16 protein-coding genes are annotated in these 15,972 nt (G+C 51.0%); 8 read left to right on the forward strand and 8 right to left on the reverse strand.

Annotated elements, in window-relative coordinates:
* Nucleotides 1–162 precede the first annotated feature (162 nt).
* The 3 genes from QWJ20_RS01370 to QWJ20_RS01380 all read left to right on the forward strand — a co-directional run bounded on the left by QWJ20_RS01370 (nucleotide 163) and on the right by QWJ20_RS01380 (nucleotide 3,510).
* Nucleotides 163–1,491 carry a PTS sugar transporter subunit IIC gene (locus QWJ20_RS01370; RefSeq protein WP_095699303.1) on the forward strand — a complete coding sequence of 443 codons (1,329 nt, stop codon included), beginning with the start codon at nucleotides 163–165 and terminating at the stop codon, nucleotides 1,489–1,491.
* 167 nt (nucleotides 1,492–1,658) lie between these two features.
* On the forward strand, nucleotides 1,659–1,964 hold the full coding sequence (locus QWJ20_RS01375) for a PTS lactose/cellobiose transporter subunit IIA (RefSeq protein WP_039481540.1): 306 nt from the start codon (nucleotides 1,659–1,661) through the stop codon (nucleotides 1,962–1,964).
* A gap of 166 nt (nucleotides 1,965–2,130) precedes the next feature.
* Nucleotides 2,131–3,510 (forward strand): carbohydrate porin, encoded by a 1,380-nt coding sequence (locus QWJ20_RS01380; RefSeq protein WP_433992365.1) that lies wholly within the window; start codon nucleotides 2,131–2,133, stop codon nucleotides 3,508–3,510.
* A gap of 76 nt (nucleotides 3,511–3,586) precedes the next feature.
* Here QWJ20_RS01380 and ruvB read toward each other — a convergent pair whose 3' ends face one another.
* From ruvB to aspS, 6 genes are all read right to left on the reverse strand, one after another.
* Nucleotides 3,587–4,597, reverse strand: coding sequence for a Holliday junction branch migration DNA helicase RuvB (ruvB, locus tag QWJ20_RS01385; RefSeq protein WP_433991678.1), 1,011 nt, complete (start codon nucleotides 4,595–4,597; stop codon nucleotides 3,587–3,589).
* Between the two features lie 7 nt (nucleotides 4,598–4,604).
* Nucleotides 4,605–5,222 carry a Holliday junction branch migration protein RuvA gene (ruvA, locus tag QWJ20_RS01390; RefSeq protein ID WP_039480444.1) on the reverse strand — a complete coding sequence of 206 codons (618 nt, stop codon included), beginning with the start codon at nucleotides 5,220–5,222 and terminating at the stop codon, nucleotides 4,605–4,607.
* Nucleotides 5,223–5,313: 91 nt separating this feature from the next.
* A complete protein-coding gene (ruvC, locus tag QWJ20_RS01395) occupies nucleotides 5,314–5,835 on the reverse strand; it encodes a crossover junction endodeoxyribonuclease RuvC (protein WP_010307920.1) in 522 nt (173 codons plus the stop codon).
* Between the two features lie 63 nt (nucleotides 5,836–5,898).
* Nucleotides 5,899–6,642, reverse strand: a complete 744-nt coding sequence (locus QWJ20_RS01400) for a YebC/PmpR family DNA-binding transcriptional regulator (protein ID WP_039480440.1) — start codon at nucleotides 6,640–6,642, stop codon at nucleotides 5,899–5,901.
* A gap of 23 nt (nucleotides 6,643–6,665) precedes the next feature.
* Nucleotides 6,666–7,109, reverse strand: a complete 444-nt coding sequence (nudB, locus tag QWJ20_RS01405; RefSeq protein WP_010275904.1) for a dihydroneopterin triphosphate diphosphatase — start codon at nucleotides 7,107–7,109, stop codon at nucleotides 6,666–6,668.
* Nucleotide 7,110: 1 nt separating this feature from the next.
* Complete coding sequence (gene aspS, locus QWJ20_RS01410; RefSeq protein WP_433991679.1) at nucleotides 7,111–8,907, reverse strand: aspartate--tRNA ligase; 1,797 nt, start codon at nucleotides 8,905–8,907, stop codon at nucleotides 7,111–7,113.
* 543 nt (nucleotides 8,908–9,450) lie between these two features.
* Between aspS and QWJ20_RS01415 the strand changes: the two genes are divergently transcribed.
* From QWJ20_RS01415 to cmoB, 5 genes are all read left to right on the forward strand, one after another.
* The gene (locus QWJ20_RS01415) at nucleotides 9,451–10,668 is read left to right on the forward strand and encodes an EAL and HDOD domain-containing protein (protein WP_262252385.1); all 1,218 of its coding nucleotides are present in this window, start codon (nucleotides 9,451–9,453) and stop codon (nucleotides 10,666–10,668) included.
* Nucleotides 10,669–10,759: 91 nt separating this feature from the next.
* Complete coding sequence (locus QWJ20_RS01420; protein WP_174868266.1) at nucleotides 10,760–11,572, forward strand: DUF72 domain-containing protein; 813 nt, start codon at nucleotides 10,760–10,762, stop codon at nucleotides 11,570–11,572.
* Between the two features lie 154 nt (nucleotides 11,573–11,726).
* Nucleotides 11,727–12,122 (forward strand): MAPEG family protein, encoded by a 396-nt coding sequence (locus tag QWJ20_RS01425; protein ID WP_011094055.1) that lies wholly within the window; start codon nucleotides 11,727–11,729, stop codon nucleotides 12,120–12,122.
* 278 nt (nucleotides 12,123–12,400) lie between these two features.
* On the forward strand, nucleotides 12,401–13,144 hold the full coding sequence (gene cmoA / locus QWJ20_RS01430; RefSeq protein ID WP_095994405.1) for a carboxy-S-adenosyl-L-methionine synthase CmoA: 744 nt from the start codon (nucleotides 12,401–12,403) through the stop codon (nucleotides 13,142–13,144).
* Nucleotides 13,141–14,124 (forward strand): tRNA 5-methoxyuridine(34)/uridine 5-oxyacetic acid(34) synthase CmoB, encoded by a 984-nt coding sequence (gene cmoB / locus QWJ20_RS01435; protein WP_039480427.1) that lies wholly within the window; start codon nucleotides 13,141–13,143, stop codon nucleotides 14,122–14,124. The genes cmoA and cmoB overlap by 4 nt, the downstream gene beginning before the upstream one ends.
* Before the next feature lie 172 nt (nucleotides 14,125–14,296).
* Here cmoB and cutC read toward each other — a convergent pair whose 3' ends face one another.
* A complete protein-coding gene (cutC, locus tag QWJ20_RS01440) occupies nucleotides 14,297–15,055 on the reverse strand; it encodes a copper homeostasis protein CutC (RefSeq protein WP_039544582.1) in 759 nt (252 codons plus the stop codon).
* Nucleotides 15,056–15,339: 284 nt separating this feature from the next.
* Entirely contained in the window at nucleotides 15,340–15,888 is a 549-nt protein-coding gene (locus QWJ20_RS01445; RefSeq protein ID WP_095994403.1) for a VOC family protein, read from the reverse strand.
* Nucleotides 15,889–15,972 lie beyond the last annotated feature (84 nt).

The raw sequence follows: 15,972 nt of genomic DNA on the forward strand, positions 1-15,972 counted from the left end.
GCGGAAAAAATAGACTGGTCTAGGTGCACGTTTATAAAAGACTGCCACACTTAAAACTTTCGTTAAGCCTGTCGATACAGCAGGTTACGGTACAAAACGTGGCGATAACGTACGTGGTGACGATCTGTCGTCATCACGGCGACACATGAAAAAGGTGTTCACATGAGTTCCTTATATCAATCAATGATTGCCGCTATCGAACAATCGATTACCCCGCTTGCAGGGCGTTTGGGGCAGCAAAAATATGTGATCGCTATCCGCGATGGCTTTACCGCCGCGCTACCTTTTATGATCATCGGCTCGTTCATGCTGGTGTTTATTTTTCCTCCGTTTTCTGCCGATACGACCGTCGGATTTGCCCGTACCTGGCTCGATTTTTCTATCACCTATCGCGCACAGCTGATGCTGCCTTTTGAGCTGAGTATGGGGCTAATGACCTTTTTCATCTCCGTCGGTGTGGGTGCCAGTTTGGGACGACAGCTTAATCTCGATTCCGTCATGTCCGGCCTGCTGGCGTTTATGGCCTTCCTGCTCGTCGCTGCACCTTACGCCGATAACAAAATTTCCACCGAGTATCTGTCAGGGCAAGGGATCTTCACCGCCTTACTGACGTCTATCTATGCCACCCAAGTTTATGCGGCGCTGAAACAGCACAACATTACCATTCGCTTACCGAAAGAAGTACCAACGGGGGTCGCCCGCTCGTTTGAAATTCTCATTCCCGTGTTGGTGATTGTCGCAACGCTGCATCCGCTCAATCTCTTCATTGAAGCGCAAACGGGCATGATCATTCCTGAAGCGATTATGCACCTGCTGGCACCGCTGGTTTCTGCCTCAGACTCGCTGCCTGCCATTCTTCTGTCTGTGCTGCTGTGTCAGCTTTTCTGGTTCTCGGGGATCCACGGTTCGCTGATTGTCACGGGTATCATGAATCCATTCTGGATGACCAATCTGGCCGTGAATCAGGCCGCACTGGCGGCAGGTGAAGTCTTACCGCATATCTATTTACAAGGCTTCTGGGATCACTATCTGTTGATTGGCGGTGTCGGTTCGACGCTACCGCTGGCATTTCTGCTGTTACGCAGCAAGGTCACGCACTTGCGCACCATCGGTAGAATGGGCGTCGTACCTAGCTTCTTTAACATCAACGAGCCGATCATGTTCGGTGCCCCCATCATCATGAACCCGATGTTGTTCCTCCCCTTTGTCTTCGTACCGATGGTTAACGCCGTGTTGGCTTACACCGCAACCAAGATGGGATGGCTGGCGCAGGTGGTGTCGTTAACGCCGTGGACAACCCCCGCCCCCATTGGCGCATCGTGGGCCGCAAACTGGAGTTTCAGCCCGCTAATCATGTGTCTACTGTGTATGGTGTTTTCCGCGCTGATGTATTTGCCGTTCCTACGGGCCTACGAACGTACATTAATGAAAACCGAGGAACAAAAAATACAGGGCGATCTGTCACTGACAAAAACGGTGAGCAGTAATTAATGGGATTAATAAAAAACAGCAATAGATATTAAATAGAAGAAAGGAAATAAAGCGTTCAGGGTCGGGGTATTTTTATTATTCCTATTCACCGACCTAGACGACATTCAAGAACGTGGCATAGAAAATACGTGCTGCGAATATTCGTTCACATAAAAATAGGTCATATGATGATTACATTAGAAGATGCAGTAATGGAAATTATCGTCAATGCTGGACAATCGCGCAGCCTGTGTTTTGAGGCGCTACACGCCGCGCGTAAAGGCCACATCGATGAAGCCAAAAACCTGTTGAAGGAAGCCGATGGCTACGCGCGTAAAGCCCACCACATGCAGACCCAACTGATTGAACAGGATGCGGGAGAAGCCAGACAGCCGATGACATTAATTATGGTGCACGCCCAAGACCATTTAATGACATCACTACTCGCTCGCGAATTATCAGAAGAAATTATTCATCTTTACCAGAGGCAATAGTTCATTTTAATACCCTTATAGGGAGGGTCGATTACGTCAGTTATTTAATTAACTTGTACCCGTAAAAAAAATAACAATCACCTTGTTCTGAGCGCCGTGCCATTATTCACGTCAATCAGAGCGGGATGGTTATTGTCTGAAAATAACTTACCGAATTGAGATGATGATGAAAAATTCCAAAAAACTTCCAGTTACTCTGGCGGTGCTGGCTGCCCTTTGCTCCGGTTCCGCATTCGCACAAGAAACGATTACTCCAGAGCAATTAGATCGTATCGTTGCTCAAGCAGTGGAAAAAGCGCTGGCGGAGCGTCAGGCAAAATTAGACGCGATTGCCAGTAAACAGGTCGACCCGCTGACCACGCCGGACGCTCCCAAGACACCTGACATGGCGATACCTTATGGCATCAACTTCACAGGCTATGCGCGTTATGGGGCGCAATTCCAGAGCGGTGACCAGAAATATGTTGCGGTTGACGGCTCCTATAACGGCGCCTCCGCGCTGGGTCGTCTGGGCAACGAAGGCAATGGCGGTGAATTCCAGCTTTCCAAGGCATTCAAAAGTGACAATGGCGCAATCTGGGATGTCGTCGTGATGATCGACCACTGGGGCGACGAAGTTAACCTGAAAAAAGCCTATGCGGGAGTCACCAACCTGTTTGCTTCTCAGCCAAATGCCTATCTCTGGGCCGGACGTGATTTCCACCAACGCCCACAGCAAGGGATTAACGACTACTTCTGGATGAACCACGATGGTCAGGGCGCGGGGATAAAGAACTTTGATATCGGCGGTATTCAATTCGATGTCGCGACCGTCGCTGCGGTGGAATCCTGTAACCCCGAAATCATCACGAATAATGCGAACCCCTCGCGTATCAGCTGTACTGGCAGCTCCGGCACGGGCGATAAAGGCAATTACGCGCTGACGTCCAAAGTACATGGCATCAAGCTGGGGCCGTTGGATCTTGCGCTGTACGCGAACTACGGTTTTGACTCGAAAGCGGTGGATAACGATGCACGCCTGAAAGCCTGGCAAGGCGGCGCGGTCCTGAGCCACACGGGGAAAAATAGCCTCAATCAGTTTATCACTCGCTATTCGAACAATGCGGATAACAGCGTTTACAACAAAACGGACAACCTGAAAACCTTCTATGCCAGCTTTGAAGGTAAATACAAATTCACGCCGCAAACACAGGTCGAATATCTGCTGGCCTACCACGACTACTCGAATGACTCAGCCAGTCAGGACGATCGTCGTAACTACAATGCCATCGTTCGCCCGATGTATTTCTGGAATGATGTGCATTCCACCTGGCTTGAAGCGGGCTATCAACATGTAGATTACGGTCAGGGTGGTGATAACAAAGGGTGGAAGCTGACGCTTTCCCAGAATGTCTCGATCGCCATGGGGCCGGAGTTCAGACCGATGCTGCGCTTCTATGTCACCGGCGGAGAAGTGGATAACAAACACACCGCACGGACAACGACTGGCGTCAACACGCAGCTCGATTCGTTCAACGTTGGGGCAATGTGGGAAGCCTGGTTCTAATCACATAAAGTCAGGGAGACCGCGTGGTCTCCCTGAGTATGGAAAGCATTTCTTAATGCGATACGTTTTTCACACGTTAACTTAAATCTTCACGCGTTAAGCCAAAATGACGATAGGCATGCTGTGTCGCCATCCGACCGCGTGGCGTACGCTGAATGAACCCTTGCTGAATCAGAAACGGTTCCAGCACGTCTTCAATGGTTTCGCGCTCTTCGCCAATCGCTGCAGCTAAATTATCCAGCCCGACGGGGCCGCCCATGAATTTATCGATGATCGCCAACAGCAGCTTGCGATCCATGTAGTCAAAACCTTCGGTGTCCACCGCCAGCATATCCAGCGCCTGCGTCGCCACGTCACCGGTAATCGCCCCTTCCGATTTAACCTCGGAGAAATCGCGCACCCGTCGTAATAATCGGTTGGCAATACGCGGCGTACCCCGCGCGCGCCGCGCCACTTCAAGCGCGCCCTCGGATGTCAGATCCAGTCCTAAACACTGTGCGCTGCGACTGACGATATACTGCAAATCATCAACTTTATAAAACTCCAAACGCTGCACAATGCCGAAACGATCGCGCAGCGGTGAAGTTAACGAGCCTGCACGCGTTGTTGCGCCAATCAGCGTAAAAGGCGGCAAATCGAGTTTGATCGAACGGGCGGCCGGCCCTTCGCCGATCATGATATCCAACTGATAGTCTTCCATCGCCGGGTACAGCACTTCTTCCACAACGGGTGACAGGCGATGAATTTCATCGATGAACAGCACGTCATGCGGTTCGAGATTGGTCAACAGCGCAGCGAGATCGCCCGCTTTTTCCAGCACCGGCCCCGATGTCGTGCGCATATTCACGCCCATCTCGTTAGCAACGATGTTCGCCAGCGTCGTTTTACCCAGACCAGGAGGACCAAAAATTAACAGATGGTCCAGCGCATCCCCGCGCTTGCGGGCCGCCTGAATGAAAATTTCCATCTGCTCACGCACCTGCGGCTGCCCCACATATTCAGTGAGGAATTTAGGGCGGATCGCACGGTCGATAAATTCTTCTTCGGGAACGGCGTCAGCGGAAATCAAACGATCGGCTTCTATCATGAATACCTCACAGCGCCGCGCGCAGTGCATCCCTGATCAGGGTTTCACAGTCAGCATCAGGACGCGCAATCTTGGAGATCATGCGGCTAGCTTCCTGTGGTTTATAGCCCAGCGCAACCAGTGCAGCGGCGGCTTCCGCCTCGGGTTCGCCAACACGGCTGTCTGCAGTAGCAGGCGATGCCAGCGGAATATCGCTGACCGGATTAAACAGATCGCCACTCAAGCCTTTGAAGCGATCTTTCATTTCAACAACCAATCTTTCCGCCGTTTTCTTACCGACGCCCGGCAGTTTAATCAATGTGCCGATTTCTTCGCGTTCGACGGCGCTGACAAACTGCGTCGCAGACATCCCGGAGAGAATCGCCAGCGCCAGCTTCGGCCCGACGCCATTCACTTTGATCAGCTCACGGAACAGCGCCCTCTCCTGCTTATCATTAAAACCGAACAGCAGCTGTGCATCTTCGCGGACAACAAACTGGGTAAAGATGATCGCTTCCTGATTGAGTTCAGGGAGTTCGTAAAAGCACGTCATCGGCATATGGACTTCGTAACCCACGCCGTTAGCTTCTATCAGCACCTGCGGCGGCTGTTTTTCCAGAATAATGCCTCTGAGACGACCTATCACGTTGCGCTTCCTTTTACGTAGGGAAAGAATGGCTTGAAGTATGACGAGTATATAACATAAAAAAGGCTGGATGAATATCCAGCCTCCTGTTTCAGCGCAGTCTTCCTGCCAGTGGGTTCACTTTCGCCGCCGCGGTGCGCAGCAGGCTTTGGCTAAAGTGGCAGTGAGTAATGGCAATCGCCAGCGCGTCGGCGGCATCCGCCTGCGGACTGGCCGACAGTTTCAGCAGTGAGCGAACCATATGCTGCACCTGTTTTTTATCCGCCGCGCCCGTTCCTACCACCGTTTGCTTAACCAACCGCGCCGCGTATTCAAACACGGGCAGATCCTGATTCACACCCGCGACGATAGCCACACCGCGTGCCTGTCCCAGCTTCAAGGCTGAATCCGGGTTTTTCGCCATGAAAACCTGCTCAATCGCCATACAGTCTGGGCGAAATTGCGTAATGATCTCACTGACACCGGCGTAAATCAGCTTAAGCCGCGTGGGCATGTCATCCACCACGGTACGGATACAGCCGCTGCCGAGATACGTCAGATGACGTCCCTGCTGACGGATAATGCCATAACCCGTCACGCGCGAACCGGGGTCAATGCCGACTATTATTGTCATAGTGCCGCTCCGCCGATTCGCCCGTGTGGATAGCTGTTGCTACGTTGCATTACCAACCTGCCATTACAGCAGTTCAGCTATCTCATCGGAGATCTCACCGTTATGGTAAACCTCCTGCACATCGTCGCAGTCTTCCAGCATGTCGATCAGACGCATCAGCTTCGGTGCCGTTTCTGCATCCATATCCGCTTTGGTAGACGGAATCATAGAGACTTCAGCTGATTCCGCTTTCAGGCCAGCCGCATCTAATGCATCCTTCACATCACCGAACGTTTCCCACGGCGTGAAGACATCGATCGCACCGTCGTCGTACGTCACGACATCATCGGCACCAGCTTCCAGCGCTGCATCCATGATCGCATCTTCATCCAGACCCGGCGCGTAAGAAATGACGCCTTTCTTAGTGAAGAGGTACGAAACGGAACCGTCGGTACCCAGATTGCCGCCAGTTTTCGTAAACGCGTGACGCACTTCGGAAACGGTACGGTTACGGTTATCACTCAGGCATTCCACCATGACGGCCGTGCCGCCCGGGCCGTAGCCTTCATAAATGATGGTTTCCATGTTGGCATCATCGTCACCGCCGACGCCACGGGCAATCGCGCGGTTCAACGTATCGCGCGTCATGTTGTTGGACAGAGCTTTATCGATCGCAGCGCGCAGACGTGGGTTAGAACCCGGATCGCCACCGCCCAAACGGGCTGCGGTAACCAGTTCGCGGATAATCTTGGTAAAAATTTTACCGCGTTTGGCGTCCTGTGCTGCTTTACGATGCTTTGTGTTAGCCCACTTACTATGACCTGCCATAAAAATCTCCGAAAAAAGCCTGTTCAGGCCGGATAAATAACAAATTCCTCAATCGCCTGCCGGTTGCTCCAGGACTTGGTCAACTGCGCCGCGTGGGGCACATCCAGCCACTGGTAAGCAAGATGCTCGGATAATTGCACCTCGCGCTCAGCAGGTAACGCCAGACAAAACCAGTGTTCGGTATTGTGCGTAACCCCCGGCGCATAGCGACGTCTCAAATGAGCAAATAGCTCAAACTCAATACAGCGCTGACAGTCAAAGAGTGATAACGCTTCCGCGGATATATCGATGTTAACTTCTTCTTTGACTTCACGCTGTGCGGCATACGGCGCGCTTTCCCCTTCTTCTATGCTGCCAGTTACCGACTGCCAGAATTCAGGATCGTCGCGCCGTTGCAACATCAGCACCCGCCCGGTGTCACGGGCATAGATCACCACCAGAACCGAAACGGGTCGCTTATATACCATCTTATTCGTTCTCGGATTTTCCATCCTGAGCCGCTTTCCCTTTCACGACAACCGCAATGGCAAGCTCGTCCAGCGAAGCCGAGTTGGCGAAACTTGGCGCTTCCGTCATCAGACACGCTGCTGCCGTCGTTTTCGGGAAGGCGATAACGTCACGAATGTTATCGGTGCCCGTCAGCAACATCACCAGACGGTCAAGGCCAAACGCCAGACCCGCGTGCGGCGGCGTACCATATTTCAGTGCGTCGAGCAGGAAGCCAAACTTCTCACGCTGCTCTTGTTCGGTAATGCCCAGAATGCTGAACACGGTTTGCTGCATCTCACCACGGTGAATACGCACGGAACCGCCGCCCACTTCATAACCGTTAATGACCATGTCATACGCGTTGGCGATTGCCGAAACCGGGTTGGCAGCCAGTTCAGCAGGCAGCATGTCACGCGGTGCGGTAAACGGATGGTGCATCGCAGCAAGGCCGCCTTCGCCATCTTCTTCAAACATCGGGAAATCGACAACCCACAGCGGTTCCCAACTGTTGTCTTTTGTCAGGCTCAGATCGCGACCCAGCTTGAGACGCAGCGCGCCCAGCGCATCGGTCACCACTTTCGCGCTGTCCGCACCAAAGAACAGGATGTCGCCATCTTGTGCCGCAGTACGCTCCAACACGGCAGACAGAACGTCTTCGCTCAGGAATTTTGCTACCGGGCTTTGAACGCCTTCCAGACCCTTGGCACGCTCATTGACCTTGATGTAAGCCAGCCCTTTCGCGCCATAGATTTCAATAAACTTGCCGTATTCATCAATCTGCTTACGGCTCAGCTGTGCGCCGCCCGGTACGCGGATAGCGGCAACGCGGCCTTTGGCATCGTTTGCCGGGCCGGAGAAGACTTTGAACTCAATGTCTTTCACCAGATCGGCAACGTCGACCAGTTCCAGCGGGTTACGCAAATCTGGCTTGTCGGAACCGAAACGGCGCATGGCTTCTGCGAACGTCATGATCGGGAAATCGCCCAGATCGACGCCTTTCACGTCCTGCCACAGTTCACGGACCAGTTTCTCCATCACTTCACGCACCTGTGGTGCGGTCATGAAAGAGGTTTCCACATCGATCTGGGTAAATTCTGGCTGTCTGTCAGCACGCAGGTCTTCGTCACGGAAGCATTTGACGATCTGATAGTAGCGGTCAAAGCCGGACATCATCAGCAGCTGTTTGAACAGCTGTGGGGACTGCGGCAGCGCATAAAATTTGCCTTTATGTACGCGGCTTGGCACCAGATAGTCACGCGCGCCTTCCGGCGTCGCTTTCGTCAACATCGGGGTTTCGATGTCCAGGAAGCCGTGGTCGTCCATAAAACGACGCACAAAACTGGTGATGCGTGCACGCGTTTTCAGGCGCTGCGCCATTTCAGGACGGCGCAAATCCAGATAGCGGAATTTGAGACGCGCTTCTTCGGTATTGGTTTGGTTGGAGTCCAACGGCAGCGCTTCAGAACGGTTAATAATCGTCAGTGCGTTGGCAAAAATTTCGACTTCACCCGTCGCCATATCTTTGTTGATTTGGCTTTCTGGACGGGCGCGTACGACACCAGTAAGTTGGATGCAGAACTCGTTACGCAACTCGGATGCCAGTTTAAATGCGTCCTGACGGTCTGGGTCAAAGAACACCTGAACCAGCCCTTCGCGGTCACGCATATCAATAAAAATCAAACCACCCAGATCGCGGCGGCGGTTAACCCAACCGCACAATGTCACTTCCTGGCCCACATGGGACGAATTCAACTGCCCGCAATAATTAGTACGCATCACGATGTCCTTTTACTCATCCGCCAGCTCACACGTTCTCACGGTAGATTACTTTTCACGGTAAATCACAGTGCAAAAACAGTGGCATTTTCGCTGCACGGCATGGTTTTTCTGGGTTACTGTCCGATGAAAAAAGGCGGCTATTATAAAGGATATTCGCCCGAACGATAAGCATGAAGGTAACGCTCTGCGACGCCACCGCCTACTCTTTTTACGAAATTTCCTTTCTGGTTAACAGAATGTTCACGAATAGAGATGGAGTTGTTGCAAAACTGAACGACAGAGGAAACCCAAGTCAGCAGAACACGATGGTCCGAAAACCACCAGAAAGGCAACTTCTCAGCAGGCCAATTTTCTGAAACGTCATCGGCCCAAAGGCATACGACATGCCAACGCGCACAGCATGAGGATTTGAGGAAACCGATCTTCCCTTTTAATAAAACCTGCTAAAATTACCAAGTAACTGCTTATTTTTATAAAAATTTTAATAAAAAACGCTTTTCCATTATTGGCTAATGCGTATGGTTTACATGGAGAACAAGTATGTATTCATTTGTTGCCCGTCAACCCATTTTAAATCAACACCTCCAAACCGTTGCCTACGAGCTACTTTTTCGCATGGACATCACCAATAGATTTCCTGACGTGAGTCCTGAATTTGCAACCGCACAGCTTATTTCCGATCAGTTCTTAACCAATCCGTTGACAAAATCTGTGGTTGAACAGCCTTACTACATTAATTTCCCCCATCAGATGTTGATCAATGGTCAGGCTGAGGTACTGCCACAGGAAAAGGTCGTTATTGAGATCCTTGAAAATTCGATTCCCAATAATGATCTCTTTGCTGCCGTAAAAAAGCTAAAAAGAAAGGGCTTCAAAATTGCACTTGATGATTTTTCGATGGATTCAGAATGGGATCGGTTTTTGCCTTACGTTGATATCATCAAATTCGATTTAACTCTGTCAACCTTTGATGATATTGAAAATTTCATCAAAAGAACCACACAGCGCAAGCTAATCTACTTGGCAGAGAAAGTAGAGACACATGAGCAGTACCTGAAAAGTAAGAAACTGGGCATCTCACTGTTTCAGGGGTATTTTTTCAGTCGTCCTGAAATGATCAAATCAAAAAAATTGGTCAATAACTCCAGCAATACCATCAGGTTGCTGAGAGAAGTCAATAAACCTGAGATCAACTACGCCACTATCGAAGAATTAGTCTGTGCCGATCTGTCGCTTTATTATAAATTGATGCGCCACATCACCAATATCAAATACAACACCCGCTTTGGTATCACGGCAACCACCATGTCTTTCCGCGCGATGGCGATGCTGCTTGGACAACGAGAGCTTAAACGTTTTGTGTCATTAATTAGCATAACCAACAGTAATGAGAATAAACCCAGCGAGCTTTATCGCACGAGTTTAATTCGCGCCAGATTCTTCGAGTTGTTGCATGCCTCTTTCAATGTGAAGGACGATACTACCGAGGCGTTTCTCTGCGGATTATTATCGCTGCTTGATGCCGTATTAGATTCACCCATGCCGCTGTTGCTCTCACAAATCGCCCTATCGGAAAAAATTAACCAGAGCTTATTAGAAAATACCGGCGAGCTTGCGATTTATCTGACGTTAATCGCGAAATATGAACAGCAAGACTGGGAAGAGCTTGAACAACTGTTAACCCAGTTGGGTGTCGATGAAGAAAACTTCTTTAGCATGATCATGGAGGCCACACAGTGGGCGGACGAGATTTTATAAACGATATCTCTCGGTTCGCTCGCGCTGCCCCGACAATTACGCAATAATCGTAGGCATTCTGCTTGAGATTCAATGACGTTATGGTGCGATGATGTATATCGGATTACCACAATGGCAGCATCCTGCCTGGAGTCGGTTAGGCTTAAACGACCTTGCCGACTACAGCCGCTATTTTACCTGTGTTGAAGGTAACACGACCTTTTATGCGTTGCCTTCACGCGAAGTTGTCGGACGCTGGCGTGATATGACGCATGATGACTTTCGCTTTTGTTTCAAGTTTCCCTCAGCGATCAGCCATAAAGCTGCCTTGCAGAACTGTGATAGTGATGTAAGCCTTTTTTATCAATGCCTTGAACCGATTGAACACCGTATCGGACAGCTCTGGCTACAGCTTCCCGCGACTTTCAGCCCTGCGCAGTTGCCCGTTTTGTGGCGCTTTCTTGATGCCTTACCGCAAGGATTTAGCTACGGTGTGGAAGTCCGTCACCCGCTGTTTTTTGCTAAAGGCGATGAAGAGCGTGCGCTGAATCAGGGGCTACAGCAGCGCAGAATTAACCGTGTGATTCTCGATAGCCGTCCGGTTCACCACGCCGCACCAGATAGCGCGGCCATGCGTGAAGCCCAGCGGAAGAAGCCTCGCGTGCCGGTACACGCCGTGCTGACTGCCACGCAGCCGCTGATTCGCTTTATCGGTAGTGAAAAGCAGGAAGAAAATCTTCGCTGGTTCGAGTCATGGCGTAACAAGCTGCCGCAGTGGCGTGAGGCAAATCCCTTCTTCTTTATCCATACACCCGATATCGGTGATGCCCCACCACTGGCACAACAACTTTGGCCATTACTCACCGAGATCGACCCAACGTTGCCACCCCAGCCGGATTGGCCACAGCAGGCGACACTCTTTTGAACCGCCCAATACCGCATGTGTTAGTTCATTTAGTTATAAACAATTTCGTAACGTAATCCATTTCCGCTAAAAAAATCAGCCTTTACAGGCGACAGCTGCGTTAGGTAAAGCTATTATTCTGCAAGCCGTTTTCGGTTAGGTCACGGAGTAAAAAATGGTAAGTGCGCTCTATATCGTGCTTGGCGCAATCTTGTTGATAAAGCTGTCTATTGATGTTGTAAAACTCAGAATGCAGTATCGCGTGGCGTATGGCGACGGCGGATTTTATGAATTGCAAACGGCGATCCGAGTACATGGCAACGCGGTGGAATATATTCCGATTGCGGCGATTCTGCTGGTGCTGATGGAAATGAACGGCGCCCTTATCATCATGATCCACTTCTGCGGTATTTTATTGATTACCGGGCGTTTAGCGCACTATTACGGCCTTCGGCATCGCGAATTCCGCTGGCGGCGCTCCGGTATGTCGGCAACCTACGCCTCACTCATCCTGATGATTGCAGCAAACCTCTACTACCTCCCCTGGGATCTGGTTTTCACGCTGTATTGATGGCGTGAAACAAGAGCGGTACCTGTTCCTCCCGGACGCACGAACATTTATGCGCCCGGGAATCAAAAAGCTTGTCCACATGTGGAAGGCGAAGATCATATACCCTAAATAATTCGAGTTTCAGGCAGGCGGCAAGCGAGGGAGTCCCGATGAGCTTACTCAAGTAAGTGATTCGGGTGAGTAAGCGCAGCCAACGCACATGCAACTTGAAGTATGACGGGTATGGCGTATTCTGCTAGAATACGCGCCTCTTTATTACTCTCAGTGCACTTTCCGCCATGCCAAACCGCGATATGCTTTTCTCTGTGCCAATTGCCAATTTAGGCGACTGGACATTCGACGAACGCGTTGCCGACGTCTTCCCCGATATGATCCAACGCTCCGTTCCCGGCTATTCCAACATCATCTCGATGATTGGCATGCTGGCAGAACGCTTCGTCCGCCCGGATAGCCATGTTTACGATCTAGGATGCTCGCTGGGTGCGGCTACGTTGTCTATGCGACGTAATATTGCTGTACCGGGCTGCAAAATTATCGCGGTAGACAATTCTCCGGCAATGGTGAAGCGCTGCCGCAGCCACATTGACGCTTTCCGTTCCGATACGCCTGTCGACATTATAGAAGCCGATATCCTGAATATTGATATCGAAAATGCGTCTATGGTGGTTCTGAACTTTACCCTTCAGTTTCTGGAACCTTCTCAGCGTCAGGTGCTCATCGAGCGTATTTATCAGGGATTGAATCCCGGCGGCGTGCTCGTGCTCTCAGAGAAATTCAATTTTGCGGACAAAGACGTCGGTGAATTGCTGTTCAACATGCATCTCGATTTCAAACGGGCAAATGGCTACAGCGAGTTAGAAATCAGTCAGAAACGCAGCATGCTGGAAAACGTCATGCTGACCGACTCGGTAGATACCCATAAAGCTCGACTGGCAGATGCCGGTTTTGAGCACAGCGAGATTTGGTTTCAGTGTTTTAATTTTGGTTCGTTATTAGCCGTGAAAGCAGAGGAAAAGGCGTGATCGATTTCGGCAATTTTTATCAACAAATCGCAAAAGGCCCACTCAGCCACTGGCTTAACACGCTACCTTCACAGCTCAGTAGTTGGCAGCAGGAATCGTTGCACGGTAAGTTCAAACTCTGGTTTAACTCGCTGGAACACCTCCCGTCGCTGACGCCAACCTCTCTGGATTTGAACGACAGCGTCACGGCGCGCATGGAACCCGATATTTCCATCGGCCAGCGTGAAGGCATCGAAAAGTTGCTGCGTAACCTGATGCCTTGGCGTAAAGGCCCCTTTTCGCTTTACGGCGTAGATATCAACACGGAATGGCGTTCTGACTGGAAATGGCAGCGTGTTCTGCCGCATATCAGCCCGCTGAAGAATCGCCTGATTCTGGATGTAGGCTGCGGCAGCGGCTATCACCTGTGGCGGATGGTCGGCGAAGGCGCCACGATGGCAGTCGGCATCGATCCTATGCAGCTGTTCTTATGCCAGTTCGAAGCTGTGCGTAAGCTGCTCGGCGACGATCAGCGTGCGCACGTTCTGCCGCTCGGTATTGAGCAACTCCCCGAACTTGCTGCGTTTGACACCGTGTTTTCTATGGGCGTGCTGTACCACCGTCGTTCCCCGCTTGATCACCTGTGGCAATTGAAGAATCAGCTGGTGGCGGGTGGCGAACTGGTGCTGGAAACGCTGGTTATTGAAGGCGATGAAAATCAGGTGCTGGTACCGGGAGAACGCTACGCGCAAATGCGCAATGTGTATTTCATCCCTTCCGCCGCGGCCTTGACGAAATGGCTTGAGAAATGCGGCTTTGTTGATGTCCGCGTCGTGGATATCTGCACCACGACAACGCAGGAACAGCGCCGGACAGACTGGATGATCACGGAATCACTGGCTGAATTCCTCGATCCTGAAGATCCGACGAAAACGGTGGAAGGTTACCCCGCTCCGGTACGGGCCGTTCTGGTTGCACGTAAACCAGGGATCTACCAGTAAGTCTCATTCGTTCTAAATTACTGCGCTTGACAAAAAAAGCCCCAGCAACACGCTGGGGCTTGGTACTTGCCATGCACACCTGATGGTATGCGGCGCGGCAAAATTGAAGAATGACGGTGTGGTGTTTAGAACAACGCTGTCTCTCTCCCCCTACACCGTGAAATCCCTTACGTTATGACACGTACTGCATTTCACGGTCCGGGCTGACGGCCCGCTTCATGGCTTCCACCACATCACCATCCACGCAATACTGGCTAAACTCATCCAATTCCGTATCAGAACACATCGACACGCCGATTTTACGATAGCGCATCGGAGACGGTGTCCACTGGCCTGCCGAACTGTGCAGTTCTCGGATACCGGCCTGCTGAAATTTGTGCACGTTAGTCAGTCGCACGCCGGAACCCGCCATAATAATTGGACCGCGACTGGCCTGTGTTAGTTCACGTAATAACCGGAGCCCATTTTCCGCTGTCTGCTGCTGCCCAGAGGTTAATATGCGCGATACGCCAAGTTCAGTGAGCTGTTCCAGCGCAATGTACGGGTTCAGACACATATCGAACGCGCGATGAAAAGTCACCGCCATCCCTTGAGCCGCCGCCATAATTTCGCGCATTTTGGGCAAATCAATGTGTCCTTCCTCATTGAGTGCGCCAACAACAACGCCGGGAAAACCCATCTCACGAATCTGCTCAATGTCATATTTGATGGCAGCAAATTCCGTCGCGCTGTAGCAAAAATCGCCCCCTCGCGGGCGCACAATCGGGTGAACAGGAATCGCGACCTTTTCGCGCGCGCCACGCAGCGCACCATAGGATGGCGTTAACCCGCCTTCTCGCTGTCCTGCACAGAGTTCAATCCTGTCAGCCCCAGACTGCGCTGCTGTTATCGCACAATCAACGCTATAACAGCATACTTCCAGTTTCGTCATCGCTGCTCCTCCATGTAAACTCCCAGACCACTTTTCTTAATTATCGAAAAATCGACGAATCATCACGCCGATTAAAGTAATAACTATGGCATTCGCATTCATATCGTGAGGAGACAGGAGTCACAATGAACGCGATACATTGCCGAAATAAACATGACATAAACCACAGTTTTATTAATCTTTTCCACAGCAAAAGAAATTGGCATGAATAAAGTGACACGCCACGCTACCTTCCAGCCAATGTTATCTTTCTGATTACTTTAGGTACTGGTTATTCGCTATTTTCATAGCGATGACATTTCGCTTGCGACAACATCGCGTATATCAAATGGATGAAATTTTATTGTCACTTTCCCGTTGGTTACCGCCAGCGTCGGATTAGGGATTCGTTCTTTTTCGCCTTGCGGAGAACTGAATTTAAGCTTGATGCCCGGCGTACGCAGTGCGTCATCAGACAAGCAGGCCAGCGCACGCTGATGCAACGTTTCCGCGTCACCAGGTAACACCAGCTCCACATGCTCCCATCCTTCATGCGGGTAATGCTTTTTCCCCGGCCACGGTAGCTCGATACAGGTAATCTGCCAGGGGCCGACCGCGATGGCATTATCCAGAATAAACAAGCAGATTGTGCGGCCATTGATTTGGTTTTCAGACAGCAGGCTGCCGACCTGTAGCAGCGCCGCTTTCCATGATTCAGCCGTCGCATTCTGATGGCAGCGCAACGAGATATGATCAGCATGAAATGCGCCTAAATCCAGTTGAAGCACATCGGCCAATTCCTGTAGCGTTTGCTCAAAACGCGCTAAATCCGTTATCAAATCATCGGGTAACATATCGGGTAAAACTCCTGCGGCATCTCATATTGTCAATCACCATTTACGCAGTGAGAATATCACACCCATAACACATTCTAATTA

This window comes from Pectobacterium sp. S5 (assembly GCF_051707265.1).
Lineage (GTDB): Bacteria > Pseudomonadota > Gammaproteobacteria > Enterobacterales > Enterobacteriaceae > Pectobacterium > Pectobacterium polare.